Origin of the sequence: Sphingobacterium griseoflavum (assembly GCF_014653155.1) — a bacterium.
Lineage (GTDB): Bacteria > Bacteroidota > Bacteroidia > Sphingobacteriales > Sphingobacteriaceae > Sphingobacterium > Sphingobacterium griseoflavum.
Genome location: NZ_BNAF01000016.1, coordinates 1 through 26,613, shown reverse-complemented (window position 1 = coordinate 26,613; position 26,613 = coordinate 1). Strand labels below are relative to the sequence as shown.

The 26,613-nt window shown below is 45.2% G+C and carries 21 protein-coding genes; 9 read left to right on the top strand and 12 right to left on the bottom strand.

Translation table 11 applies throughout. From position 1 onward, the window contains the following. The first annotated feature begins 121 nt into the window (after positions 1–121). The gene (locus IE165_RS17035) at positions 122–1,861 is read left to right on the top strand and encodes a M61 family metallopeptidase (RefSeq protein ID WP_189627860.1); all 1,740 of its coding nucleotides are present in this window, start codon (positions 122–124) and stop codon (positions 1,859–1,861) included. A 53-nt stretch (positions 1,862–1,914) separates the two neighbouring features. On the opposite strand, the gene IE165_RS17030 is transcribed toward IE165_RS17035, so the two are convergent. After that, positions 1,915–2,442 carry a hypothetical protein gene (locus tag IE165_RS17030; protein WP_189627859.1) on the bottom strand — a complete coding sequence of 176 codons (528 nt, stop codon included), beginning with the start codon at positions 2,440–2,442 and terminating at the stop codon, positions 1,915–1,917. Positions 2,443–2,611: 169 nt separating this feature from the next. Here IE165_RS17030 and IE165_RS17025 point away from each other — a divergent pair, with 169 nt between their 5' ends. Both IE165_RS17025 and IE165_RS17020 read left to right on the top strand, forming a co-directional pair. Then, positions 2,612–4,372 carry an AMP-dependent synthetase/ligase gene (locus IE165_RS17025; RefSeq protein WP_189627858.1) on the top strand — a complete coding sequence of 587 codons (1,761 nt, stop codon included), beginning with the start codon at positions 2,612–2,614 and terminating at the stop codon, positions 4,370–4,372. Between the two features lie 6 nt (positions 4,373–4,378). Continuing rightward, positions 4,379–5,329, top strand: a complete 951-nt coding sequence (locus tag IE165_RS17020; RefSeq protein WP_189627857.1) for a YihY/virulence factor BrkB family protein — start codon at positions 4,379–4,381, stop codon at positions 5,327–5,329. Positions 5,330–5,400: 71 nt separating this feature from the next. Here the strand turns inward: IE165_RS17020 and IE165_RS17015 are convergent, their stop codons facing one another. Both IE165_RS17015 and cls read right to left on the bottom strand, forming a co-directional pair. Beyond that, complete coding sequence (locus IE165_RS17015; protein ID WP_229826625.1) at positions 5,401–8,121, bottom strand: carboxypeptidase-like regulatory domain-containing protein; 2,721 nt, start codon at positions 8,119–8,121, stop codon at positions 5,401–5,403. Positions 8,122–8,187: 66 nt separating this feature from the next. Beyond that, positions 8,188–9,663: a cardiolipin synthase gene (cls, locus tag IE165_RS17010; RefSeq protein WP_189627855.1), complete on the bottom strand. Its 1,476-nt coding sequence runs from the start codon at positions 9,661–9,663 to the stop codon at positions 8,188–8,190. Between the two features lie 173 nt (positions 9,664–9,836). Between cls and IE165_RS17005 the strand changes: the two genes are divergently transcribed. The 3 genes from IE165_RS17005 to IE165_RS16995 all read left to right on the top strand — a co-directional run bounded on the left by IE165_RS17005 (position 9,837) and on the right by IE165_RS16995 (position 15,720). Further along, positions 9,837–10,997: an efflux RND transporter periplasmic adaptor subunit gene (locus IE165_RS17005; protein WP_189627854.1), complete on the top strand. Its 1,161-nt coding sequence runs from the start codon at positions 9,837–9,839 to the stop codon at positions 10,995–10,997. Positions 10,998–11,094: 97 nt separating this feature from the next. Next, positions 11,095–14,256 (top strand): efflux RND transporter permease subunit, encoded by a 3,162-nt coding sequence (locus tag IE165_RS17000; RefSeq protein ID WP_189627853.1) that lies wholly within the window; start codon positions 11,095–11,097, stop codon positions 14,254–14,256. A gap of 3 nt (positions 14,257–14,259) precedes the next feature. Then, a complete protein-coding gene (locus tag IE165_RS16995; RefSeq protein ID WP_189627852.1) occupies positions 14,260–15,720 on the top strand; it encodes an efflux transporter outer membrane subunit in 1,461 nt (486 codons plus the stop codon). Positions 15,721–15,786: 66 nt separating this feature from the next. On the opposite strand, the gene IE165_RS16990 is transcribed toward IE165_RS16995, so the two are convergent. From IE165_RS16990 to IE165_RS16960, 7 genes are all read right to left on the bottom strand, one after another. Beyond that, positions 15,787–16,479, bottom strand: a complete 693-nt coding sequence (locus tag IE165_RS16990; RefSeq protein WP_189627851.1) for a sulfite exporter TauE/SafE family protein — start codon at positions 16,477–16,479, stop codon at positions 15,787–15,789. Between the two features lie 3 nt (positions 16,480–16,482). After that, complete coding sequence (locus tag IE165_RS16985) at positions 16,483–16,905, bottom strand: FixH family protein (RefSeq protein ID WP_189627850.1); 423 nt, start codon at positions 16,903–16,905, stop codon at positions 16,483–16,485. Positions 16,906–16,912: 7 nt separating this feature from the next. Then, on the bottom strand, positions 16,913–18,286 hold the full coding sequence (gene ccoG / locus IE165_RS16980; RefSeq protein ID WP_189627849.1) for a cytochrome c oxidase accessory protein CcoG: 1,374 nt from the start codon (positions 18,284–18,286) through the stop codon (positions 16,913–16,915). Positions 18,287–18,328: 42 nt separating this feature from the next. After that, positions 18,329–19,198: a cbb3-type cytochrome c oxidase N-terminal domain-containing protein gene (locus IE165_RS16975; RefSeq protein WP_189627848.1), complete on the bottom strand. Its 870-nt coding sequence runs from the start codon at positions 19,196–19,198 to the stop codon at positions 18,329–18,331. 4 nt (positions 19,199–19,202) lie between these two features. Further along, a complete protein-coding gene (locus IE165_RS16970; RefSeq protein ID WP_189627847.1) occupies positions 19,203–19,394 on the bottom strand; it encodes a hypothetical protein in 192 nt (63 codons plus the stop codon). Between the two features lie 15 nt (positions 19,395–19,409). Further along, entirely contained in the window at positions 19,410–21,548 is a 2,139-nt protein-coding gene (gene ccoN, locus IE165_RS16965) for a cytochrome-c oxidase, cbb3-type subunit I (protein WP_189627846.1), read from the bottom strand. Positions 21,549–21,727: 179 nt separating this feature from the next. Further along, a complete protein-coding gene (locus tag IE165_RS16960; protein ID WP_229826624.1) occupies positions 21,728–22,489 on the bottom strand; it encodes a lytic transglycosylase domain-containing protein in 762 nt (253 codons plus the stop codon). Between the two features lie 306 nt (positions 22,490–22,795). Between IE165_RS16960 and IE165_RS16955 the strand changes: the two genes are divergently transcribed. Further along, a complete protein-coding gene (locus tag IE165_RS16955; RefSeq protein ID WP_189627844.1) occupies positions 22,796–24,169 on the top strand; it encodes a pseudouridine synthase in 1,374 nt (457 codons plus the stop codon). 71 nt (positions 24,170–24,240) lie between these two features. Then, positions 24,241–24,714 carry a pyrophosphohydrolase domain-containing protein gene (locus tag IE165_RS16950; RefSeq protein WP_189627843.1) on the top strand — a complete coding sequence of 158 codons (474 nt, stop codon included), beginning with the start codon at positions 24,241–24,243 and terminating at the stop codon, positions 24,712–24,714. Positions 24,715–24,775: 61 nt separating this feature from the next. Here IE165_RS16950 and mnmL read toward each other — a convergent pair whose 3' ends face one another. Together mnmL and IE165_RS16940 are read right to left on the bottom strand one after the other, a co-directional pair. Continuing rightward, positions 24,776–25,723, bottom strand: a complete 948-nt coding sequence (gene mnmL, locus IE165_RS16945; RefSeq protein ID WP_189627842.1) for a tRNA modification radical SAM protein MnmL/YtqA — start codon at positions 25,721–25,723, stop codon at positions 24,776–24,778. Between the two features lie 95 nt (positions 25,724–25,818). After that, a complete protein-coding gene (locus tag IE165_RS16940) occupies positions 25,819–25,965 on the bottom strand; it encodes a hypothetical protein (RefSeq protein WP_189627841.1) in 147 nt (48 codons plus the stop codon). 308 nt (positions 25,966–26,273) lie between these two features. Here IE165_RS16940 and IE165_RS16935 point away from each other — a divergent pair, with 308 nt between their 5' ends. After that, entirely contained in the window at positions 26,274–26,459 is a 186-nt protein-coding gene (locus tag IE165_RS16935; protein WP_189627840.1) for a hypothetical protein, read from the top strand. The last annotated feature ends 154 nt before the right edge of the window (positions 26,460–26,613 follow it).

Genomic DNA, 26,613 nt, shown 5'->3' with positions numbered 1-26,613 from the left:
AATCTATACTCAAAGATACAAATTCTGCCGTACAATTTTATCAGGCTTTTTGATTATCCGTTGGATGTCCGCTAGAATAAGATTAGTTTTGTGCACATAACTTAAAAAATCCACATTGCCCATGTCAACGTCCGCTATAGACTTTAGAATTTACTTTCAGGAACCGCAAGCGCATTATGCAGAGATCGAAATGAATATCGAGCAGGTAGAGCAGGATTATGTGGATTTAAAAATGCCCGTGTGGACGCCCGGATCATATTTGATACGGGAATTTGCAAGGCACCTGGAAGGTTTTGAGGCTTTCGCGGATGAACAGCCCGTTGCTTTTACAAAAATCGCCAAGAACACGTGGCGCGTGGAAAATCCCAAAAGGAAGCTTAAAATCCGTTACAGGGTCTACGGTTTCGAAATATCTGTACGTACTAATTTTATCGATGCAGACCATGCATTTATCAGCCCAGCAGGAACGTTTCTCTATCCGGACGGTTTGCTGCACCATGCCTGTACCGTTCGTATCGACCTGCCGGAGAGCTGGCAACAGGTGTCCACAGGACTTCGCAAACTTCCCATGGAGGCCAATAGCTACTTCGCCGATAATTTCGACATCCTGTTTGATTCGCCCATAGAAATCGGGAACCAAGATATTTGGCATTTCGAAGCAGCGGGCGTGCCCCATGAATTTGCCATGGTGGGCGGCGGCAACTATAATAAAAGGCAGCTGACCGAAGACATCCAAAACATTATCGAAACGGAAACTTTAATCTGGGGAGAAAACCCAAATAGCCGGTATGTTTTCATCACCCACAACTATCAAAACGGTGGTGGTGGATTGGAACATTTGAATTCTACCGTATTGGGCGCCAGCAGAAACGCTTACCACATAGATTCGTCCTACAAAAATTTCCTGAGCTTGGTTGCCCATGAATATTTTCATCTGTGGAACGTAAAAAGACTGCGCCCCATAGCCTTGGGTCCCTTCGATTATGAGCAGGAAAACTATACAGAAGGGTTGTGGATTATGGAAGGCTTCACGGCCTACTACGACAACTTGGTCGTCCGCCGATGTGGTTTCTTTTCTGCAAAGGAATACCTAAATGCCTTGGCCAACGAATTCAACCTGGTGTACAACCGTGCGGGACACCGCATACAATCAGCGGCGCAAGCTAGCCTCGATACATGGATCAAGCAATACCGACCAGATGAAAACTCCATCAACAGCAGCATTTCTTATTATAATAAAGGAGCCATGCTCGCCGCAGCGCTAGACATTTACATCATTGCGCAGACAGCGGGCAAAAAACGGCTGGATGATGTGATGCGCGCGGCCTACCAGCTGTTTTATAAAAAAGAGCAGCGGGGTTTTGAAGAATACGAATTTCAACAATTGGCAGAGGCGGTTACTGGCCTCGACCTTACCGATATTTTTGATGCTGCACACGACAATAGGGAACTGGATTACAACCGCTTCTTTAACGCGGTGGGATACGAGATGATCGATCTAAACAGAGATAGCCAAGATCTGTCGCTCGGTATACGCTACCAACAACAAGACGGTCGGCTATTCATAAAAAATGTGGAACGTGGATCTGCCGCTTGGGATGCGGGACTGAATGTCAACGATGAACTGATTGCTATAAACGGTATCCGTCTCGATACAGAGGGCAAAGAAATGGAATTCTTGCTGGGGCAAGCCCATGAACACGACATCATCGACCTGCTGGTCGCGCGTGACGGCCGCATACGTACCATCCACAGCCCCTTACGCAGGAGCAGCAGACAACTTTGGAGCATACAGCCCAGACAGAATGCCAGCGAACAGGAAACAGCGCTAGGTAAAATCTGGCTTTCCATAAACACATAACACAGCTAATCGGATGAGCAACGGCAAAGCTCATCCGACCTGTAAAATGGCTGTTAAAATTTATACCGAATGGTCAAACCCAAAGGATCGATTAGTTTGATCGTACTCTCCTGCAAAAAATCAAAATAAGGTTTTACATCCAAAGATACGGACAATGGTGTGGTCGGTATAGCATATTCCACACCGATAATACCATCGATACTTAATGCGAGCTCGGATTTTGGATCGGTCCTTCTCGTCGTGATGGAACCATCTGGATTCGTCGTGCTTTCTACCAACTCCTTGTACCGAAAACTTCCAACACTTCCCCCAAAGCCGTAAAACCAAGTAAAGTTTTCTGCCAAGGGCTTATGGAACTCATATAGGCCCACCAAACGAAAACGCCTCGATTTAGAATTGCTTTGCAAACTCATAATTCCTTGGACCGCTCTATCTTCGGCCAAGGTATAGCGGTACGAAAATCCCGTAGCACTCCCAAAACGCCCCCCAACTGCATGCTGCGTGTCCAGTTGCGCAGAAACATTTCCGTAGGAAACGAAGACAATACCCAAGGTCAATACCAGCCAATTTGCTTTCTTCATGTGTATATAAAGTTTTGATGTATCCAAAAGTAATATTTTTTTAAACGTTCAAAAGTTAAAATCTGTTATGATTTACTTACATTTTTTTCGAACAATTCGCTCTTTCAGCTGTAAAATATTATATTAGTAACAATAACGCATTTTATAAACCACTTAATTTTTGAGGCATATGAACAAGCTGATTAGATTATTCGACATTATAGACAGATACCAATCCCAGTATGCGCAAGACACCATGGTTGCAGGCAAACACGACGGAGCTTGGGTTAAATATAGCACGGACCGCTTCGTTACGGCTGTCGACAATCTAAGCAAGGCCCTTGTCAACAAGGGGATGCAGAAGGGCGATAAGGTCGCTCTTATGTCTGGAAACAGGCCGGAATGGAATATCGTCGATTTCGCCTGCAATCAGCTTGGCGTGGCTATCGTTCCACTTTACCCAACCCTATCGGCACAAGACTTATCTTACATCGTGCAAGATGCCGGTGCCAAGCTGGTATTCGTTAGCAATGCTGATCTGACAAAAAAAGTAGATCAGGCGATCGATGATCATCAGCTTGAAATTGACATATACACCTTTGACAAGGTAGCAGGAAAAGCCTCCTACGAGTCGCTCATCGATCAGGGCAAGGCATTGGATATTGACCTAGCCCCTATCCGCGCTGCTGTAGATAGCGACGATCTATTGACGCTTATCTATACATCTGGCACAACGGGCAAACCGAAGGGCGTATTTTTGACGCACGGAAATATTCTCAGCAATGTCGAAGCTTGCTCGCACTTGGTACCCAAACATGCTAAAACTGCGCTAAGCTTCCTTCCTTTATGCCATATTTTCGAACGCATGGTGGTTTATCTCTACCTCTCCAAAGGAATACAGATTTACTATGCCGAAAACCTGGACAACATCGTTGCAGACATCAATGACGTAAAACCTCAAATATTCACTACGGTACCGCGCGTGCTGGAAAAAGTATATGACAAAATTGTGGAAAAAGGGAAGTTGTTGACTGGTATTAAAAAGAGTCTATTTTTCTGGGCCTTAGACTTGGGGCATCGATATCAAGAACCTCCAAAAAACGGTTTCTACTACAATATACAGTTGGGGATCGCCCGAAAATTAATCTTCTCAAAATGGAAGGAAGCATTGGGTGGCAATATCGAATTAATTATATCAGGTGGGGCAGCGTTACAGGAACGTTTGGGACGTGTATTTTGGGCTGCAGGGATAAAAGTGCTGGAAGGCTACGGCCTAACCGAGACTTCACCTGTCATTGCCGTCAACTCCCATGTAGAAACGGACGTTAAATTCGGAACGGTGGGTCGTGTGCTCAAAAACCTTGAGGTTAAAATTGCCGGAGATGGAGAAATTTTAGTTAAGGGTCCCAGCATCACTACCGGATATTTCAAAAATGACGAAGCGACAAGGGAGGCGATCGACCAAGAAGGGTTTTTCCATACGGGCGATATTGGCGAGTTGACACAAGATGGATTCCTGAAAATAACCGATCGTAAAAAAGAGATGTTTAAAACAGCCGGCGGGAAATATGTTGCTCCACAGGCCTTGGAAAATAAATTTATGGAGTCAACGCTCGTCGCCCAAGTCATGGTAATAGGTGAAAACCAACGTTTTCCAGCCGCGCTGATCGTACCCGCATTTGAAGAGTTGGAAAAATGGGCTAAACACAAGGGTATTTCGTTTAGCTCCAAGGAAGAATTGATCAAAAACAGTGAGGTTATAGATAAGTATCAAAAAGAATTGGATAGGCTTAACAATGATTTTGGACAATGGGAAAAAGTTAAGAAATTTGAGCTACTTCCGAAAGAATGGACAATTGACGGCGGCGAACTGACGCCCAAACTGAGTCTGAAAAGAAAGGTAATATTTAAAAATTTCGAAGCAATAATCAATAAGATATACGAAGAATAGGAATCGATGGAAAAAGAAACACCTTGGCATAAATTAAAAGGGTTTGGGCTATTGCTTTTTGCTGCCATTACCGATTTTATGGACGATAAATGCCTCAAAAAAAGTGCTTCTTTAGCCTATTACACCGTGTTCTCTATTGGCCCGTTAATCCTGATCCTGGTTTGGGCACTTGGATTTTTATATGGCAGCCAATTGGAAGGGCCAACAGGGGCACGTGATGAAATCATGGGCGAATTGAACCAGCTTTTCGGTCGTGATATTGCTAATATGCTTGATGCCGCTATCAAACGTATATCCTTCGAAAACAAAAATAGCATTGGCGTCTACATCGGTGTGGGGGCATTGATGTTTTCTTCAACAACCATTTTCGTAGACATACAGAATTCTATCAATGAGATTTGGCGGGTCAAAGCAAAACCGAAAAAAGGCTGGCTAAAAATCATTATCGATCGGCTGATTTCATTTTCTATGATCCTAGGCTTAGGATTTCTGTTGATGACTTCGTTAATATTGAGCAGCATTATCGGCGTATTGATGAAGTACGCCATCGAGTATCTACCCGATTGGGATATACAACTCGTTGGCATGGTTAACTCCGGCGTTTCTTTCGTGGTTATTGCTACACTATTCGGTTTTATCTTCGCCTTCCTGCCCGACGCAAAAGTTCGTCTGCGTGATATTTTTTGGGGCGCTATCTTTACTACGTTATTGTTTTTGCTCGGCAAATCGGCCATATCCTATTACCTTACCAATAACGCCACCGCGAGTTCCTACGGCGCCGCTGGTTCGGTGATCATCCTGCTCGCCTTTGTGTATTATGCCGCGGCGATCTTGTATTTTGGTGCCGAATTTACGAAACGATATGCGATGAAATATGGAAAAGGAATTATTCCAAAATCGTATGCCGTCTTGGTTCAACAAACAGAGTTGGAAATCGACACCAACAAAAACAAGTGATAAAAATATAGCGCTCTGTTAGGTGTAACAGAGCGCTACCGCTATCCGCAAACAGCATCTAGCTTGACAAGTTAATTTACCTGATACCGGTAAACAGTTCGCCCAATCGATCCCGCTTGATCTTGGCCTTCCACCACCACTTTGTACTGCCCGTTGCCATCCGCATTGAAAAAATTCAACGTCACGTTGCCGGCATCGTCCAAGGTTACCTCTGGATTCCAATACACGGTGGTTCGATAGTCGTTTGTATTTTTACTGTCCGGCGTTTCATACTTCGGTGCGTAAAATTGTCGCTCTTTCACATAGCCCAAAGGTATCATATCGATGATATTGGTCTTGGGCAGCAAGCTTTCTATTTCGGCCAACGACATCCTTGGCTGTTTCTTCTGATCCGTTTTTTTCGTTATAATCGATACCACACCGTCGTTCTGATACGTACGGCTCACGGTCCCCAACTCGTCCCGCAAGAATATTTCAATAGCTTCAATTTCTGCTGGCTGTATAGAATTTAGTGATGGCTCGTCGATTGGCATACCATTCAGGAAGAATTGTACCGGTACCCGACTTCCTTGGTTGTAATTTCTCGACACATAGTACTTCAGCGTTTGGTTGTCAAACGTTATACCGGTCAATAACGTATTCAAACACATCGTTAGCACATTACAGCCCGTGATGCGCTCGCCATCGATACGATGCTCGGGCATCGAAAGTCCCGATAACGCCGAAAATTCTTTACTCGTAACCATTTTGCGCTGCACGCCTGTTACCTCCACCTCATCAATCAGAATCGATGTTCGATATTCATTCTTACTGTTGGTCAGGTAAGCTTTCATTTCGTTATCGATGTTTTGTACGTTGTTGCCTATATAGGGGTTTCCCTGATCAATGCCAGGAAACTCCGTACCGTCCATATTGATTACCAAACTACGGAAATTATCATTACCGCGAGCGCTGACGGTAACCTTTGATGAGTCTGGAAAAACGAGATTGTCAAAAGAAAAGCGTCCGTTTACGTCGGTATAGGTATCTTTTCTCAGGTTACGTGCAGGTATAGACAGCAATAATCCTCCGTTGGGGAAAGTGCGCCCTGTATTCAGCCTTAGCGTGCCGCTAATGGATATGCCCTGCTCCGGCAGAAAACGAGCCTGGGGCAACTTTTCCGCAAGCAGGTCTGCATAAGAAAAACGCCGAAAACCTTGTGTCATCAAAAGATTGTTCAATGCCTCTACACGATTTTCATTTTTTGCATTGAAGTAATAATTGGGTTGTTCCACGTAACCCTTCAGATCCGACGTTAATAGATAGTTACTCAATATCCCCAAATCCTGATCATCGTTATACGGTACTTTGGATTCATCGATCACTGCAACCGAATAGTTGCCCTTCAGCGAATCCTGCGGCGCCACGTGCAAGGATAACGCCACAGCTTCCTTTTGCTTGTAATTGGTTTTATCCGTTTTCACCGTAATATCCAATTGTGGCTGCGATGCATTGAATGCTAAACGCTCACTAATCAATTTACCATCAGGCTGCATGACACTGAGTTGAACGATACCATTTGGAAGTTTATCCTTCGGTATATTCACCAGAACTGATGAATTTTTTAATGTGGCTTGAGCCGCGTAAACCAAATGTCCATTGGATTGTCCCAATATATAGAACGGTTGATTTGTCATTTTCTCATAGAATGCATCATTTGCGACCAATCCTACCTGCAGATTGGCGCCATCATCATTCAATAGCACGACGTTAATACCTTCGGCTTTGACTTCCGGCAGATCAAAGGTCCGTTGCTCGCCATTCTCGAAAGAGACAACCGCCTTGTATTTCTCGCCAAGCACTGGAACGAAATCAAATGATCCCATACCCATTGTCAAGTCCGTAAAAGAAACCACCTCCTTTTTTTTGCTATCTATGATTTTCCCCGTCACTTTTAATCCCCTGCCTACGGTATTGCTTGCTTTGAAAGCTACTTTCTTGGCAATACCGGCCAACAAGTCTCCCCCTTCCGGAAAAAATTGCACATCGGCATCCCATAGCGACTGCTGCAGCGAATAGTTGCCCACCAGTGCAGGGTCTAACTTGGTCCCATCGATCTTCACGATAAGCCGACCTTTTTTCAGATACGCGCGATCTTTGATCGTGAGGTTGATCTGCACACGGCCCATATCATCGGTTTCAGCCTTCCCCTTGTCGAAAGGATCCCAGCCGTCAATGGCCTCCCAAGTAAGCTTCCGCCGGCTCAGCAAGTTACCCGACCGATCCCTAAATTGAATACTCGCCTTTGTTTTGTTACTCCCCTCCGGAATAAAATTCACTTCTGCGCCAAGTTTCTTATTGATGGCATCGCCAATGGGAACGATTTTATTGTAAAAATAGGCCGGATCAAAATTTGCCATCCATTTGGTGTAAGCACGGAAACGATAGTTATCCTGCGCAACGAATTGTGGATCCAGCACAAGCTGCCCTTTCCCACCATTATCTTTCAACGGCACGCGCAAGGTCTGTATCAAAGAGTCTTTACTGTTAAGCATCTCTACATAGATGATCTTGCTTGGGGCGTATTCGTAAAGATTATGGTTTAGATAAGCCTTAAACCAAAGGGTATCACCCACGGCATAATACGGCTTATCAAAGTGTAAATGCACTTTTTCCACCGGATAAACACCAAAATATTTCTGTACTTTTTCTACAACGGTATTAATAGGAATCGTCGGTAACTGTTGGCCGATAACTTGCCTCGACGCACACAAAAACAGCACGGCAAGTATCGCAATAGAAATTTTTTTCATCAATATACACATTTTCAAGAAGCTAAATATATTGATTTTTATTGCAATACTAAAGAATTTAACAGCTTATAACAATGGCGCCAGCAAACGGCAGACGGAATCAAGCCCGCGTTTCCAAGCTTTCCGCTTCTTCCATTCGGAAAGCGTCATCCGCTGGCAGTCCGCCTTGTCCAACTCAAACCGATCCTCCAATTCATGGCAGAGAACAGGATCCGAAACAACAGCGGCTATCTCATAGTTGATGTAAAAACTGCGTGTGTCTAGGTTGACCGTACCGATAAAAGAAAGCTTTCCATCAATATTGATTGTTTTGGCGTGTATAAACCCCTTTTGGTAAAAGTAGACCTTTACGCCGCGTTGCAAGAGAGGTTTGATAAACGATAAACTGGCGTGCTGCACGATGTAGGAGTCAGAAGTCTCCGGCAGCATAAGCTCGACTTCCAATCCTGCCGCAGCAGCTACCTGTAGTGCTGTCGCCAATTCGTCGCTAGGGATATAGTAGGGCGTTACGAGCTGTATTTTTTTGTCAGCTTCGCCAATGGCGATGAGCATGGCTTCCATATTGTACGGTGCTATAGATGCCGGATCGCTCGATACAAACGCCGTAGCCGCAATCCCCTTCTTCGCTTCCTTCGGAATGTTTCGCAGATAACCATCGCTCAATAAAAATGGATGTCCATCCGCCAGATTCCACGAATTCCAAAAACCGATTTGCAACATATTGACCGCAGGCCCCTCGATCTTGACAGCCGTATCGCGCCAGTAGAGCTGACGCGCACGATCAGGCCGATTTATATAGCGATCAGAAATATTGATTCCGCCAACATACCCCACCGCACCATCTATCACCGCTACTTTACGATGGTTTCGGTAATTGCTGTTGGCAAGCGAAGTGAACGTCACGGGCATAAAAGAACGAAAAGCGATAGCAGACGTGCCATACTTGCTAAGGTACTTAACCAAAGCAGGCGAGCCAATGCTATCTACCAATAACCGGACGTGTATACCGTTTCGGGCTTTAATCTCCAACGCATTTAAAATCGACAGGCCAATCTCGTCTAGCTCAAATATGTAATATTCAAGGTGTATCGAGTGCTTTGCCGCAGCTATCGTGGCCAGCAAATCTGGAAATTTTTGCTCCCCGTTGATCAGCAGTTTTACCCTATTCCCTACGGTCGGCGACGATAGGCGTTCGTTTTTTAGGAAACTGAATACACGCGCGAGATCGCCGATGCTGCTGTTGATCCGCGCAATGTCCTTGTCCATAAATGGCTCCAAATTTTGCCATTCCTTCTTCAACCGATCTGCCTGCGCCTCATTCACACGTTTGATTCGCTTAACTTTTTGGAATTTTTGACCAAATAAATAGTAAATTAGCAGGCCAATCACTGGCAAAAACGCAATAACCAGCACCCAAGAAATCGTCTTCGTTGGATTTCTGTTTTCAATAAGGATAGTGCTAATAACACCAAAATACAAAAAAAACAATGGTACCCAATACCATTGCTGGGCGAATTTAAAGGCTATTTGTACGTATTCCATCAACGGTCGGCCAAAACGAATTATTAAACACTAAATTGAATTACAAGCCAAATAGGCAACGTTAAGAATTGTTAAAGCGGCAACATTATGCCAATAAAAAGCGTTATACTTGCAATACATTATGTAACTAAACCGTTACAATTTTTACAGGTCATACAAGTTAATAAGAAGAGATGAATTTAAAAAATTCAAAATTAAAACACCTTGCTTTTGTTTGTACACTTCTCGCGGCTTCCATAGGCCTAACGAATTGCAGTACCAGCAAATCCGAAGAAAAAGAAAACAGCAATAAGCCCCTCGCATTACCCGTTCATACGGTCGACATCAGTGATGCGGTAACCGTCAAAGATTATTTGGGAACCATTGAGGGGAAAGTGAATGTGGAAGTGCGTCCGCAAGTGGAGGGTATATTGCAAGAAATTTATGTAGATGAAGGCGCTTTTGTACAAAAAGGACAGAAGTTGTTTAAAATAGATGCGTCTGCCTATCAAGAAGTACTTAATAATATGGTGGCAACGCAAAATGTCGCCAAAGCAAAATTGGAGAATGCGAAACTCGAGGTTGAACGATTACGGCCATTGGTAGACAACGATGTCATCTCCGAAGTTCGTTTGCAAACCGCTAGGTCAGAATACGATGTGGCCATGGCCTCATTGGACCAAGCGACCGCAGCTGTGCGTAGCGCGCAGATAAACAAAGAGTTCACCATATTGACCGCCCCAGTCAGCGGTTACATCGGAAGGATTCCGAAACGCGTAGGCAATCTCGTAGGCAAAGGGGATAGTGAGCCGTTGACGGTCTTGTCTGATGTACAGGAAGTTTTCGTCTATTTTTCGATGAATGAATCGGATTTTCTGTATTTCACCAAGTTGAAAGCCAAACAAGATAGTGCTGCCGGCATCAAGCTACGCAACAACCAATTGAGCTTTCCGGAGGCAACACTCATACTGGCCGATGGCGAAGAATATGTGAAGAAAGGAAGGGTCGATGCCGTAAACGGACAGGTAGATCGCACAACAGGAGCCATTTCGTTACGTGCATCGTTCGTCAATACCGAAAACATTCTTCGTAGTGGAAGCACGGGTACGTTGAAGATTTCTGAAGTAAAGCGTGGGGTGATCCAAATCCCGCAAATCGCGACAAGCGAGCTCCAAGACCGCACTTTCGTGTACGTCTTGAACAAGAACAATAAAGCCGAAAGGCGTTCAATTACGATAAAAGGGAAAAGCAAAGACAATTATATCGTGGAATCTGGCCTAAACCGTGGAGACCGTGTACTGCTCGCTGGTTTGGATAAGATAACGGATGGCTCGAGCGTTGTGCCTATCCCATAAAGAGATAGGCGCATTTTCCAATATGTTTATATTTGCTTGCCCCCCCCTAGCAGTTCAATGCGTAGTGGCAGGGCCATTCTCCCTATAAAAAACTTATATGTTAAAAACATTTGTCAATAGACCTATTCTGGCTACTGTCGTTTCGTTGATTTTGGTCATCTTAGGATTGGTTGGGCTAAAAACCCTTCCCATAAGCCGATTTCCGGAAATTGCACCACCGAGCGTGGTTGTTTCGTTGAGTTATCCAGGCGCAAATTCAGAAACAGTTGCCGAAAGTGTGCTTCTCCCCGTAGAAGAAGCTATCAACGGCGTGGAGGACATGACGTATATTCGCTCCTCAGCCAGTAACTCTGGCGCCGGTTCAATACAGGTATTTTTCAAAACGGGAACCAATCCCGATATTGCCTCCGTCAATGTGCAAACGAGGATATCCAAAGCAATCAGCACCATTCCGGCAGAGGTGAATGAAAATGGTATCACGGTGCAACCTAGGCAGAGTGGTGCCATTATGACGATCAATCTCTACTCGGACCACAAGGACTCTGTGTATGATGAAACCTTCCTACAGGCCTTCGCACAGATCAATATGATCCGCCCCTTGTTGCGGGTGGATGGTGTAGCGCAAGTCTCTCGTATCGGTGCCCGCGATTATTCCATGCGTGTGTGGCTTAACCCGGAAAAGCTTGCCGTCTATAATTTAGTGCCCCAAGATATTACCAAATCCCTAAGCGATCAAAACTTCGAGATTGCACCCGGTAAATTCGGGGAGACATCCGACGAGGTGTTCGAAACCGTCATTAAGCATAAAGGAAGGTTTTCCAAACCGGAAGAGTTTGAAAATATGGTCATCAAAACCAATAAGGATGGTTCGGTACTGTATTTAAAAGATATTGCGCGGATAGAATTCGGTGCGACCAACTTGGGTAGCGACAACAAAGTAAACGGATTTCCTGGCTTGACACTTAACATCACGCAAACCAGTGGATCGAACGCACACGCCATAGATATGCAGGTACGCGAAGTGCTGCAAGATATGTCTAAATCGTTCCCCAAAGGGATACATTATGAGATCTCCTACAGCGTGCGTGATCAGATCGATGAATCTATCAGCCAGGTAAAACACACGCTCTTTGAAGCTTTTATTCTGGTATTTATTATTGTATTCATCTTCCTACAGGACTTCCGATCGACGTTGATCCCGGCAATCGCTATTCCCGTTTCCTTGGTCGGCACTTTTTTCTTCTTAAGTTTATTTGGCTTTTCGTTGAACGTATTGACCATGTTTGCCCTGGTACTGGCTATCGGAATCGTGGTAGATGATGCCATTGTGGTCGTAGAGGCCATACACCAGAAGATGCATGATACCGGGATGAAAGCAAAGGCAGCAACCCTACAAACAATGTCTGAAATAACGGGCGCCATCCTCTCCATTACCATGGTCATGGCCGCAGTATTCCTTCCCGTGGGATTCATGGAAGGACCCGCCGGCATTTTTTATCGGCAGTTTGCATATACCTTGGCCACGGCTATCCTTATCTCCGCTCTCAATGCGCTTACGTTAAGCCCTGCACTCTGCGCCCTGCTCCTGAAACCGGTCAAGTCGGATGAAGATCGTCCGGACGCGCCGATAAAACAAAATAAGTTCAATCGGTATAAAAATCGATTCTTCCAGGCTTTTAATGTAGCCTTCGATCGATTGACGGCGAAATACATTATCGCTGTGAAATATTTAATCGGCCATAAAAAAGTAGCATGGCTAAGCCTTATTGGCATTACGGCCATAGGCGTATTTTTGTTGATCAAGACGCCGAAAAGCTTTATCCCTACCGAAGACGACGGCTTTGTAACCTACGCATTGGTGATGCCGCCGGGTGCTTCCCTTTCGCGTACAACCGCCGTACTGCGTAAAGCCGACAGCATTCTGCAAAAATACGATGATGTCGCGGGCATGACAACGGTATCTGGCTTTAATGCCCTCGATGGAGGCACGAGCCCCGCTTTTGCTGCTGGATATATCAACCTTAAGCCGCATCGAGAACGGAGAGATATTCCGTCCATAAACGCTTTCATGGATAGTGTTAGTGCCGATCTAGCACAGATAAATGAGGCCACTTTCAAAGTATTTCCCCGGCCAACCGTGCAAGGATTTGGTGATTTCGCCGGTTTGGAACTAGTGCTGCAGGACCGTTTAGGAGGCGACATCCGCGATTTCGATTTAGTGGCCGATACCTTTATCAATCAAATCAATGACCTTCCTGAGATAGCAAATGCCTACACATCCTTCGCTTCCAATTTCCCACAATATGAAGCTGATATCGACGTCGTGAAAGCAAAAAGTTTAGGTGTTGATATACGGGAAATGATGAACACCATCAGGATGTATTTTGCACGTATCAATGCCGGCGACTTCAACCGTTTCGGGCGAACGTATCGAGTTTATATGCAGTCTGATTTCGATTATCGTACCGATCCGGAATCGTTAAACTCGATATTCGTTCGAAACAAGGACGGTGCGATGGTTCCCGTTAGTACGTTGATGACACTCAAGAAGGTGATAGGTCCTGAAACGATCTCGCGATACAACCTCTATAACGCCATCACGGTGAATGCTACACCAGCGCCCGGCTTTAGCACCGGAGATGCCATGGATGCAATTGAACGGCTTGCAGATCAGCAGCTTCCCGGAAATTATGGCTATGAGTGGACCGGTATGTCATTTGAGGAAAGCCAGTCGGGCTCCCAGACGATACTGATTTTCGGTCTCAGTTTGCTGTTCGTTTATTTTTTGCTGTCCGCACAATACGAAAGCTACATCTTACCTTGGGCGGTGCTGCTATCCGTACCGGTGGGGCTAATCGGTGTTTTTGTAACAGTCTTTTTGGCCGGATTGCAAAATAATATCTATGTACAGGTGGGGCTCATTATGCTCATCGGACTGCTGGCAAAAAACGCGATCCTTATTGTCGAATTTGCGGTGCAACAACGCGATAAAGGAATGAGCGTTTATAACGCCGCCATCATGGGTGCTAAACTTCGCTTAAGGCCTATCTTAATGACATCTCTAGCTTTTGTTGCTGGCCTAATACCGTTGATGTGGACCGTAGGCCCATCAGCCATCGGAAACCACTCGATCAGCTTTAGTGCCGCCGGCGGTATGCTGGCTGGCGTGGTGTTCGGCATATTTATCATCCCCATGCTTTTCGTCGTCTTCAAGACGCTGGACGAAAAGGTAAAACAACGATTTAAAACGGAGGAGTAAGACATGACGTATATAAAATTTATTCATCTATGGGTTATTGCAATTTTGCTCTTTACAGTATCCGCCTGCAAAGTCGGCAAATCGTATCAACAACCTGAGCTGGGTCTACCCAAGGATTTTCGAGGAGACACGATTACCTATAGCAATGACACCGTTATCTTTGGACATATATCCTGGCGGGATTTCTTTCATGACCCTCAGCTCTTATCCCTTATCGATAGCGGGCTAGCAAATAACTATGATATGCGCACAGCGTTGAAAAATATCGAAATCGCCAACCGAAATCTACGTCAAAATCGCCTCGAATACCTTCCCTCACTCGATGGGAATATAGCCACGGTAAACCGGCAATATCGATCAAGAGATTTTTACGGCGCGCCATCCTCCAAGTGGTATACTCAAGAAGGATCTGAGGCTCCGGAAAAGCTGTTCAATTATCAATCGCAATTTGCCTCGGGTGTGGAGTTTGGTTGGGAACTGGATATTTGGGGGCGAATAGCCAATAGGAAGGATCAGCTCACTGCGGAATTTCTAGACTCTTACGAAGCCAAAAATGCGATACAAACCATGCTTGTGTCCGATATTGCAAAGGGCTATTTCAATTTGATCATGCTAGATGCTCAGATAGAGGTCGCCAAACGAAACTTGACATTGAATGACAGCACCCTTCGCATGATCAAGTTGCAGTTTGACGCTGGCGAGATTACTGCCTTGGCGATCCAGCAAACGGAGTCACAACGCTTACTGGCAGCCTCTCTTGTACCGGAAATCGAAAAGGAAATCGCTTTACAGGAAAACGCACTGCGGGTGCTGATCGGCCAAATGCCAGCTGCAGTAGGACGCAACAAAAGGATAGATAGCTTGATGAATACGGACAATGGCATCACATTGGGCTCCCCTGTAGAGATTGTTCGCAACCGTCCAGATATCAAACGTGCCGAATACATGCTTATATCAGCGAACGCGCAAATGAACATACAGCAAATTTTGCGCTATCCACAGCTTTCCTTAAATGGGGTGTTTGGTGTCAATGCCATGCTACCGAAAAATTGGTTCAATATTCCGGGTGCGCTTTTGGGTGGCATAGCTGGCAACTTGACGGCGCCGATCTTTCGCAATGGCCGGCTAAAAAACGAGTATGAAGTCGCAAAACTGGAACGCGACAAAGCGGAGATTGCCTTGCAACAGACCGTCATGGAAGCGGTCTCTGAGGTTTCAAATGCTGTCGTGACTGTGGAAAAGCAGGTGGAACAGCTGAAGCTCGCTAGAAAAAGGGTGGAAAATTCTCAACTAGCGGTCAGAAATGCTTCCTTACTGTTCAAAGGGGGATATGCAACCTACTTAGAAGTCATCACGGCACAAAGCAATGCGTTGGATAGTGAGCTTTCTCTGGTCGATCTCGGGGCCAAACAACTGCAGGCCTATGTGGATCTGTATCGCTCGTTGGGTGGCGGCTGGCGATAGATAGCAGCTACTTTAAAAACATGAAATGGCGGTACAGCAAAACAGCTCTTGTACCGCCATTTCTTTCTATGCGCAATGGATGGCTCCTTCCACATGCAACAAAGGGCTTAGATACGGAATATCCAAATTTGCCCCGCGCAGAATAAACCAAACACCCATCAAAAGATATAAAAAGGGCATTAGCCGAGTAAAGCCTCGCTTGAACAGCGATTTCGGCATGCCTGCGATAAAGGAAAACAGCACCAGTAAAGGCAAAGTACCCACACCAAAAAACAGCATGAACAAGGAGCTATCCATCATCGAGTCAGCACTCATTGCGGATGCCAGTGCCATATAGACCATCCCACATGGCAAAAGTCCATGCAGCAGTCCCGCTAAAAAAACGCCGCCAGGCATGTTCAGCCACCTCCCCATCAGTTTGGCGAAAGGAGCTAGTGCACGAGTCTGCCATGCCGCAACGGATGTATTGCGCTTGCCAAACAGAAATAATAGTCCTATAAGAAGCAAAACAATCCCCATCAGCATACTGAAACCTTGTTGCCAGCCCCGCATCACCGCTAGACTCCCTACAGAGCCAAGCAGCAATCCCAAAAGACCGTACATTAACACCCGTCCTAGCTGATAGAGCACACGATGCATAAATATCCGCCAGTTAAACCCCAGCTGTCTATCTATAGCCAAAATAAGGGGGCCACACATCGCCACACAATGCAGGCTGGCAAATAGACCCATAAAAAAAGCGAGATGATGGTAGGTCATGGCTTAAAAATATAAGCTGTGATCCGACAAATAGGATGTGTGGTCATTCTTCCAAGATATTTCCATCTGCCAATTGCCTTTCTCAAAGGAGCTAATTGCTATTTTGTAGCTCCCTTGAGTCGTCGCAAAAGGCAATGTCACATCCAAAGAGCTGTCCGAAGGACGTTTAAGCTTCAGGAACCCCTGGTTGTGCGTGTCTCTAAATTCCAAGCACAGGGTATCCCCTAAGACTTGAACCGTAGGTTCTGCGTGGTCTTTCAGCAGATTTTGCCTTTCGGCGTACACATGGTCGTAGGTTAAGCTTTTCTCATAGTAATCGCTTTCCTCTAGGCTATCCGTATCCTTGACGACCATATAAACACCGGCACCGACGATAAACAGCATAAAGCTTCCCAAGCCAATAATTATTTTTATCCCCCAGTTCATCTTCTTCTTATTTAGGCGGCAACGGGGCAATAAATGTCGTTTTCATCACATGTACCGATTGACCCGCCGACACGATTTTAACTTTCACATTTTGCTTGTACTGTTCCACCTCTTTCCGATCCATAAACAGGAAAAAACTTAACGTAGCCGCGCCATCTTTTTTCAGCGAATGGATTGGATTGACTTGCTGCAGCGTATAGCGAGCATCGACACTTTCGAGTACAAACACCATCTCTTTACCGGACTTGTTGACCAGCTCCAGCGTGTAGAGGTTTCCCACTGTGTCATCGTCTTTCAACAGGTAACTACTACCATTTGCCCGTAACAAACGTCCATCGATTGCAGACCGGTTAAACAACAGTAACGCAAAAACAGCGATAAGTACACACAACACAGTAGAATATGCTACTGCACGAAAGTTCCTTTTCCTGTAACCGTCCTTGTTCAATACTTTGGCCGTCGGATAAAAGCCAATCAAGCCAGCGGGCTTGCCGATCTTGACCATCACCGCGTCGCAGGCGTCGATGCAGGCGGTGCAACTCACACACTCCATTTGCAGGCCGTTCCGGATATCGATCCCTGTAGGACAAACATGAACACACAGTTTGCAGTCTACACAATCTCCCACCGTCCCCTGCTGCTCCATACGTTTCTTCATACGGCGCGGCTCACCACGCTTCACGTCGTAAGCCACCGTAATACTCTGATCGTCTAATAGAACGCCTTGTAGGCGCCCGTAAGGGCATATAGTCGTACAGACCATCTCCCGCACATGGGCAAACACGGCATAGAAGATCAATGTAAACAACAGGATGGCTGTAAATCCTGCAAAATGCGCAGATACCGGATCGAATATAATTTCCTGAAGACTTTCGACACCAATGATATAGGCCAGAAAGATGTTGGATATAAAAAAGGATAATGCGAGGAAAATGCCATGCTTTATAAATTTCTTCCAAGCACGCGCATCGGAGTCAGGCCCTTCGTTGCTTTTTTTCTGTTGTTGCCAATCTCCCTCTATCCAATATTCGATACGCCTAAACAGCAGTTCCATAAAAATAGTCTGTGGACATGTCCATCCGCACCATACCCTTCCGTAGACCACGGTGAACAGCACAACGCATACCATGACTATTAGCATGCCGAATACAAAAATGTACAGATCCTGCGGATAAAACAGCGTTCCGAAAATTGAAAACTTACGTTCCAGAATATTGAACATCAAGAAGGGATAGCCATTGATCTTTATGAAGGGACCTGCAAAGAGAAACAATAATAAGGGATAGCCGACCCACTGCCGATAGGTATAATACCTTCCTTTCGGCTTTTTAGCATAAATCCATTCGCGCTTTTCCGTTGGTTGATTATTTGTTTTTTCCATTAGTTCTGGAACCTCCGTCCCTGTGTTCGGTGTTTGACTGTACTATTCTGCCCCTGCAACGTTGTCCGCGACAGCCGTTTCGTCTGAAAAGACCTTTTCCCCTTGAGGCTCTTTGGCGTTGGGTGGGTTGGTGCCACGCAAGGAGTATATATAATTGCTTACCTCAGCAATCTGTGCTGGCGTAAGGGTTTGCTCCCAAGGGACCATCCCTTTTGCAGCAACGCCATATTTGACGACTTTGAAAATATCCTTAATATCCGCTCCATGCAGCCAATATTCATCCGTTAAATTAGGGCCTATCCCCCCTTCTCCGGCATTTCCGTGGCATGCAACACAGTTAGCCATAAAGATCGCCTTTCCGGACGCCGCCATAGCGCCGCTTTCATCCACGGTAATGGATGTCTCATCGATCAGATTGGCTGCCTGCGCTAGATATTCCTGCTTGGCCTTCTCTGCCAAAACCACTTCTCTGTTATACTCCTGCTCTTGGTTCAATCCCCATCCAAACACATGGTAAACCATCAAATACACCAGGCCAAAAGTCATCGTCGAGTAGAACAGCGCATTAAACCATGCCGGAATAGGATTGTCCAGCTCCTTAATCCCGTCATACGCATGATCGATTTCCAAATCTTTCTCCTCTGCCAAGGGGCGCAAGCTCAATAGCCGATTCCAAACAGCCTGCCAATCTGTTTTCTTGGCGCGCTTGGCTTCCTCTTCAGCCGCCAGCTGGGGCATGGTAAGCTTTATAATAGCCTTAAAAGCCCGGTGTACGACAATAGATGAGGAGAGCAGCACTAACATAACCACAATAAGTGCGATAATAAGCACATCGTTGTATATGTTCCCTGATCCCATATACCACTCGGCGGCCTTGGCCGTGCTATCTATGGCTAATAATACTGTATTCATAATTTCAATTTCTTTTCAGTGGTTCCTCATTTTTTTCTTCCGCATCATCAAACGGAATATCGCTCATGTAATGCACATGTTCCTTTTTCATCCATACGAGCATACAGGCCACTAGGATAAAAAAGACCAGAAAAATCCATAAGGAAGTGATGAGGTAAATCTCATCACCATGTAGGTTTGTTATTTGCTTGAACATAGTTACTCCTTTGTATTATTGGTTTGCGTTCGCCGTGGCTTCTTCTTTCGCTACAGCTTTTATATCGGTTCCTAAGCGTTGCAGGTAGGCTATCATTGCCACAATTTCACGATCAGGGCGCACCTCAACCTGATTAGCCGCTAAATCCTTGCTGATTGCTGCTGCTTGCTGCTCCAAATCGACGAGTGCCTGATCAATCTCCTGCGTACTATAAGGAACGCCCAAGGTGCGCATTGCGCGCATTTTTGCCTGCAAGAGTGTATTATCCAGCTGTTGGTCTATGAGCCAAGGATAAGCGGGCATAATACTTCCTGGAGAAGTGATCGTGGGGTCAAGCAAGTGGTCGAAATGCCATTTGTGCGGATACTTTCCGCCCACACGGTGCAAGTCAGGCCCTGTACGTTTAGACCCCCATAGGAATGGCCTATCGTATACGAATTCACCAGCTTTACTGTATTCGCCATAACGAGAGGTCTCTGATCGGAAGGGGCGCACGGTCTGTGAATGGCAGTTTACACAGCCTTCACGAAGGTACAGATCCCGCCCTTGCAGTTCCAGTGCGGTGTAGGGCTTCACCGAAGCAATAGTGGGCACGTTGCTGCTCACCGTGAACGTGGGTATCATTTCGACAATCCCACCTATCAGGATAGCGATCAACGCGAGCACCATGAAAAGCACAGGTTTGCGTTCCAATCGCCTATGCGGGGCATGCTCGATGGTTATCAAAGGAAGTAAGGCTGGTGCCTCAGCAGCTTCATCAGCCAACAGCCTGCCCTGTTTGATAGTTTTCACCAAATTATACGTCATGATGATCGCGCCACTTAAATACAAGGCACCACCAACGGCCCGCATCATGTGCATCGGGATAATCTCCAACGTCGTGGCCAAAAAGTTGGGATATTTCAGCACACCCTCTGGCGTAAATTCCTTCCACATCAAGCCCTGCACCACCGCGGCCCAATACATCGGGATGGCGTAGAACAGGATACCCAAAGTACCTATCCAGAAGTGTACATTGGCCAGCTTCTTGGAGTACAATGTCGTTTTGTATACACGCGGAATAAGGTAGTATAATATGGCAAAGGTCATAAAACCATTCCAACCCAAAGCGCCAACGTGTACGTGCGCCACAATCCAGTCGGTAAAATGGGCAATGGCATTCACCTGTTTCAATGACAACATTGGTCCCTCAAACGTAGCCATCCCGTAACTGGTAAGCGCTACCACCATAAATTTGAGCATCGGCTCCGTCCGTACCTTATCCCACGCGCCACGCAGTGTCAGCAAGCCGTTAATCATACCACCCCAGCTCGGTGCGATCAACATGATGGAAAACACCACACCTAAAGATTGAACCCATGAAGGCAATGACGTATATAACAAGTGGTGGGGCCCCGCCCATATGTAGATAAAGATTAAAGACCAAAAGTGCAGAATACTGAGCTTGTAGGAATACACCGGACGGTTAGCCATCTTGGGCAGGAAGTAATACATCATCCCCAAATAGGGCGTGGTCAAGAAAAAAGCGACAGCGTTGTGACCGTACCACCACTGCACCAAAGCATCCTGTACGCCGGCATACACATAAAAACTCTTCCACATGCTTACAGGAAGCTGTATAGAGTTGACAATGTGGAGGACAGCTACCGTCACGAAGGTTGCAATATAAAACCATACGGCCACGTACATATGCCGCTCACGACGCTTGATAATAGTACCAAACATATTAATTCCAAATACTACCCAGATCACAGCGATCGCAATGTCGATCGGCCACTCCATTTCTGCGTATTCATGCGAGGAGGTTAAGCCTAAGGGCAATGTAATTGCTGAAGCAACGATAACCAGTTGCCAGCCCCAAAAATGGACCTTACTCAGCACGTCGCTAAACATTCGTGCTTTTAGCACACGCTGTAAAGAGTAATACACGCCCATAAAAATACCATTCCCCACAAAGGCGAAAATAACGGCATTCGTATGCACGGGACGCACCCGTCCAAAGGTCGTGTATTGCGTAAGGAAATTCATCTCTGGCCATATCAATTGACAGGCCACCAACAAGCCGATGGACATACCGACCAAGCCCCATATAATTGTGGCTACCCCAAAGTCGCGCACAATCCTATTGTCATAATTAAAACGCTCTAACTGCATACTTTTATTATTGTTTTCTGCGGTAAAAGTAGAGCGTTTAACATGACATTCTAATGATAGACACCCAAGAAAAAAATGAGTTTTATCACTATCAAAAACGGCTATTTATAACGTTTTTAAATTAAGTGAAGGCATAAAAAAAGCCCTCGGGAGGGCTTTTTTTTATAGATATCCTGCTTTTACAGGAGGTTCTGTTCGTTTATATTTTGGTATTTATCATCCAGTTTGGCATAACGCTTATAGCCATGCTTATTCGGATTTTCGATAACCTGTTTCATGGAAGCCAATTTGTAGACATACGAGCCCGTTTCTTGGTTTAACCGCAATTTGTAATAATCGCTGGTGCCCTGTCGACGGATCGCTGCTTTGAGGCTACCTCCACCGATATTATACGCTGCGGCAACCAAGGTCCAATCGTTAAACTCGCCATATAGGCTTTTTAGGTAACGTGCCGCGGCGTGTGTCGATTTCACGAGATCTTTACGCTCGTCGAGTCCTGCTCCAACCTTCAAGCCATACAATCGAGCGGTAGCGGGCATAAACTGCCAATATCCACCTGCCCCGCGATGGGAAGTTATTTGCGGATTCATGTCACTTTCTATAAGTGGGATGTATTTAAAATCCTCAGGGATGCCGTAAGATTTTAAGATGGTTGCGATCTTCGGAAGATGTTTTGCGGCTTTCGCATGCAGCGCGTAGGATTGTTGCTTGCGATAGGAAAAGGTTGCTAGATACCTTTCAAATTTGGTCTCCACCGTATGTTTATGTAGTGGCAGACGCTTGTTGGCAAATCGAATAGAGCTGTAGTAAGCTTCCTTCTGTTTTTCCGGCGACATCGCGATCGCCTTTTTCTTTTTCTCTACTTGTTCTAGGAGAGCCTTCTTGATCGGGTCTCTCTTAGATGAAGCGTTTGCATTTGTATATAGTTTCGACAGCAACATCACTGATAAAACTATAGAAGAACATAGTACCTTTTTTTTAATCATTCAATCCCTTACTGCTACCTATCCACGATATGGAATTTCTTCGTTAAGAAACACCGAATCGATCAAAAATAGCTTGGTCCAATTTTCAGCCGACAAATATACAAACCTTTTCTATACGATCCAAACTTCCAAAGCCAGCCGCATGGACCTTCGTGTTTAAAAAAGCCGCTGACACCTCCTGCAACTGGAAATGACTGCTCTACATTTTTTTTTCAGTATTCCAATTAAAATACTACCTTTGTAACCTAATTCTAAAAAAATATGCCATTCAGCAATAATAGGAACAGTCGTGATGACAACTCCAAAAAAGGTAGAAGCAGCTCCGACAGCTTCGGGTCCAAGAGTGGTCGTTCGCAACAATCATCGTCAAAAAGTAGCTTCGGTAAATCTAGTGCTGACCGCTCAGCAAGGAAACCGTCCGACAAGCCATTTGGTAAATTTGACAAACGCGAAAAGAACGACACCGATCGTCCATACAACAAGTTCGAAAAAGGAGAAAGAAGAGATAACGATCGTCCCTTCAACAAATTCGACAAGCGTGAAAGAAAGGACAGTGACCGCCCTTTTAACAAATTTGATAAAGGCGAACGTAAAGATGGCGATCGCAGCTTTAACAAATTTGACAGAAATGACAAACGGGATGGCAATCGCTCTTTCAACAAGTTTGACAAGGGTGAGCGTAGAGATAATGATCGTCCGTATAATAAATTCGAGAAAAATGATAGACGCGACTCCGATCAACGGAGCAGCACAGGCCGTTCTGCGGGCAGAGATGATCGCGAACGCAAGCCATACGACAGCAACAAACGATTCGAAAAATCAGATCGCCCCTATAAAAACCGATTTGATGAAAACGAAAGTGGCATAAAAACTTTTCATCCAAGAAAGAAGATCGCAACGGCAGAGCCAAAAGACGATGGATTGATCCGTTTAAATCGATATATTTCCAATGCAGGAATCTGTTCACGCCGTAAAGCAGACGAACTTATTGAATCTGGTGTAGTTTCCGTTAATGGTGTCGTCGTCACAGAATTGGGTACCAAGGTAGATCCTGCTACAGACGAAATACGATACAATAACGAGCGTCTGAAACGCGAAAAGATGGTTTACGTCCTGCTGAACAAACCCAAAGACTATATCACGACCACAGACGATCCGCAAGAACGTCGTACAGTGATGCATCTGGTTTCCAAAGCGACAAAGGAAAGAATCTACCCTGTCGGACGCCTTGACCGAAACACGACAGGATTATTGTTATTGACAAATGATGGTAATCTTGCTGAGAAGCTTTCCCATCCACGCAATAACGTCAGCAAAATATACAATGTGGAACTGAACAAGAACCTTACGCAAGGCGACTTCAACAAGATCCAATTTGGTATTCAACTGGAAGATGGTTTAATTAAACCTGATGACCTGAGCTATGTAATGGGGGCTAGCAAACGGGAGATCGGCATACAGATACACTCTGGGAAAAACAGGGTCGTTAGGCGTATATTTGAATCTTTGGGCTATGAAGTGGTGAAGCTAGACCGCGTAGTTTATGCGAATCTTACCAAAAAAGATTTGACACGCGGCCGCTGGAGATATCTGGAAGAACGTGAGCTTATTCAACTAAAACATTTGATAAAGTAACCGAAGGCACTCCAACGAGTGCCTTTTTTCTTGCCTTAACTTTTTGTATTTTTAACAAAAAAATAAGAAACATGACAGACCCGAAAACATTAACGTCCGTAGCTGAATTTCACAAGACATTTCAACATCCTATACTTGAGGAACCAACTATTCCATCGCAATCCCGCTGTGATCTCCGTGTTGCTTTAATTGCAGAAGAGTTAAAGGAACTACAGGAAGCGATAGAAAATCAGGATATGATAGAAATCGCCGACGCGCTATGTGATATCCAATATGTACTATCTGGAGCTGTTTTGGAATTTGGTCTCAAGGATAAATTCAATAGCCTATTCGAAGAAGTTCAGCGCTCCAATATGAGCAAAGCATGCCAATCAGAAGAAGAGGCCCAAGCTACCCAAGCGCATTACCTAGCCAAGGGTGTACAATCCTATTACAAGGAAGTGGATGGTCTATTTTTGGTATTTCGAGAAGGTGACAACAAAACGCTGAAATCGATCAATTACTCCCCAGCAAATTTACGTGATATCCTAGCAGGATCCAAGTAGGACACATCGAATACGGCAAGAAAGGGGGATGTACCATTTTGGGGGCATCCCTTTTTCTATGCTATCCGAAATACAGGCTTCCCTGCTTCACGCCGCGACTTTCTAGGCCTTTATCAATATGGGTTTGAATCTTCGACTTCGGATATCCCCAATTTGGGGCGATCAACAGTTCCCTATCGGCGATGCCGAAGATGCGTTGGATAATAATATCTGGCCGCAGAAGCGGAATAAACTTCGCTAAAAAGTCGGTGTATTCCTCGATAGTAAAGAGCTTAAAAGGCTCACGTTTATATTTTACGCCCATAATAGACCCTTCCACGATGTGCAGATGGTGTAACTTGACAAACTTGATCTGTTTCTGCTTATTGATCTCATCCGCATAGGCTAACATCATTTCCTCGCTTTCCCACGGAAAGCCAAAAATAGTGTGTACACAAAGTTCCAGTTTGGTATGTTCCAGCATACGCATGGCGGCAAGAAATTCGTCATGCGAACAGCCACGATTTATTCTTTCCAAGGTGTCATTGTGGATCGATTCCATGCCCATTTCCAGATCGACATCTAAACGATCAGTATACGATTCCAATAGCGCTATTTTTTCAAAATCCAAACAATCCGGCCGAGTACCTACCGAAAGTCCCAATGTATTATCAGGATCTATACTCAATGCCTCATCATACATCATCTTTAGTAGATGGGTTGGCGCGTAAGTATTGGTGTTGGGCTGGAAATAGATGATAAATTTCTCAGCGGCGTAGGACTTCCGGGCTCTTTCAATACCACTCTCGACCTGCTCACGGATCGATGGTATCTTGCGTGCAGTATCTGGTGTAAAGGAATCAACGTTGCAGTATGTACAACCTCCGAAGCCCTTACTTCCATCTCGGTTCGGACAAGTAAAGTTGCCATCCACTATAACCTTAAATACGCGTTGCCCTTTATACTTTTCCTTTAAATAAGCGCCATAGTGATTATATGGTTTGACGCCGCTGTCTAATAATGTACTCATCGCCACAAAGATAACTATTATTATCCATAAGCGGTTGACCTTGTACAGCCCCTTTTCATTTGACGCAACCGCTTCCTCCCGTAGAAAGTGCCTGTTTACAATGCTAAACCCAATCTCAACAATCCAAGCATGGATATCAAAATCACATTCTCATCCGTCAATACGTAGTCAAGAGACATCAACGTCTCGTTACCAAACATCAGTGTTCCATTGTAGAAAATCAGTATGGCTCTGTAGGACATCAATGTTACCAACTTAAAAATCAATGTTACCTTGTTGAACATCAACGTCGATCCGCCGAAGATCGGCTAAAGAATGCTACGTAGCATTCTTTAGCCGATAATTCAATTAACTAAAAAAAACACCTATCCTCTCTAAACAACAGGTTGTCACAAACATTTTGTTCCCTTCCTGAGGAATGCTGAAGAACGCCAACAGCGCGCAGCCGTCCGTTCTCCCGATCGTGAAGCACGCTGCTGTCAATTTGATGCAAAAATGAATAACTGAAGTCTATGAAGATGCAATTAAGACATCAGTCAAACAAAACCTGATGCTGCGCAAGCAGATTCTGTTGTTCTCCGATACGGAAAAACCGGGCACGGAAGAGAACAAAACGTCCTACAACAGGAAGAAAACACCTGAAGGAGCGTTTCTGAAGCCCATCAAAGGAAAGTATTTGTTTGCCGATAAGCGAATGCTACGTAGCATGCACAGCTTAGAAAATACTAAAAAGTGAATTGCAGGCTTCCTGAAGGCCGTTTTGTTAATCGAAAGTAGTGCGTATTGGGTAATGCGAAATTAGATGGCGCATAAAACACAAAAGCCCCTCCAGTTTCCTGAAGGGGCTTCGTTTAAAATTAGGCACCGACCTACTCTCCCACCTGTTACGG

Bases quoted from the DNA above. Each gene is read 5' to 3' on its own strand.
- ccoG (WP_189627849.1), bottom strand. From the start codon at position 18,286: ATGGAAAAAACAAATAATCAACCAACGGAAAAGCGCGAATGGATTTAT.
- IE165_RS16990 (WP_189627851.1), bottom strand. From the start codon at position 16,479: ATGACCTACCATCATCTCGCTTTTTTTATGGGTCTATTTGCCAGCCTG.
- IE165_RS17005 (WP_189627854.1), top strand. From the start codon at position 9,837: ATGAATTTAAAAAATTCAAAATTAAAACACCTTGCTTTTGTTTGTACA.
- IE165_RS17000 (WP_189627853.1), top strand. From the start codon at position 11,095: ATGTTAAAAACATTTGTCAATAGACCTATTCTGGCTACTGTCGTTTCG.
- ccoN (WP_189627846.1), bottom strand. From the start codon at position 21,548: ATGCAGTTAGAGCGTTTTAATTATGACAATAGGATTGTGCGCGACTTT.
- IE165_RS16985 (WP_189627850.1), bottom strand. From the start codon at position 16,905: ATGAACTGGGGGATAAAAATAATTATTGGCTTGGGAAGCTTTATGCTG.
- IE165_RS17020 (WP_189627857.1), top strand. From the start codon at position 4,379: ATGGAAAAAGAAACACCTTGGCATAAATTAAAAGGGTTTGGGCTATTG.
- mnmL (WP_189627842.1), bottom strand. From the start codon at position 25,723: ATGAGTACATTATTAGACAGCGGCGTCAAACCATATAATCACTATGGC.
- IE165_RS16935 (WP_189627840.1), top strand. From the start codon at position 26,274: ATGCTGCGCAAGCAGATTCTGTTGTTCTCCGATACGGAAAAACCGGGC.
- IE165_RS16995 (WP_189627852.1), top strand. From the start codon at position 14,260: ATGACGTATATAAAATTTATTCATCTATGGGTTATTGCAATTTTGCTC.
- IE165_RS16960 (WP_229826624.1), bottom strand. From the start codon at position 22,489: ATGTTGCTGTCGAAACTATATACAAATGCAAACGCTTCATCTAAGAGA.
- IE165_RS17035 (WP_189627860.1), top strand. From the start codon at position 122: ATGTCAACGTCCGCTATAGACTTTAGAATTTACTTTCAGGAACCGCAA.
- IE165_RS16940 (WP_189627841.1), bottom strand. From the start codon at position 25,965: ATGTCCTACAGAGCCATACTGATTTTCTACAATGGAACACTGATGTTT.
- IE165_RS16950 (WP_189627843.1), top strand. From the start codon at position 24,241: ATGACAGACCCGAAAACATTAACGTCCGTAGCTGAATTTCACAAGACA.
- IE165_RS16975 (WP_189627848.1), bottom strand. From the start codon at position 19,198: ATGAATACAGTATTATTAGCCATAGATAGCACGGCCAAGGCCGCCGAG.
- IE165_RS16955 (WP_189627844.1), top strand. From the start codon at position 22,796: ATGCCATTCAGCAATAATAGGAACAGTCGTGATGACAACTCCAAAAAA.
- cls (WP_189627855.1), bottom strand. From the start codon at position 9,663: ATGGAATACGTACAAATAGCCTTTAAATTCGCCCAGCAATGGTATTGG.
- IE165_RS17015 (WP_229826625.1), bottom strand. From the start codon at position 8,121: ATGAAAAAAATTTCTATTGCGATACTTGCCGTGCTGTTTTTGTGTGCG.
- IE165_RS16970 (WP_189627847.1), bottom strand. From the start codon at position 19,394: ATGTTCAAGCAAATAACAAACCTACATGGTGATGAGATTTACCTCATC.
- IE165_RS17025 (WP_189627858.1), top strand. From the start codon at position 2,612: ATGAACAAGCTGATTAGATTATTCGACATTATAGACAGATACCAATCC.
- IE165_RS17030 (WP_189627859.1), bottom strand. From the start codon at position 2,442: ATGAAGAAAGCAAATTGGCTGGTATTGACCTTGGGTATTGTCTTCGTT.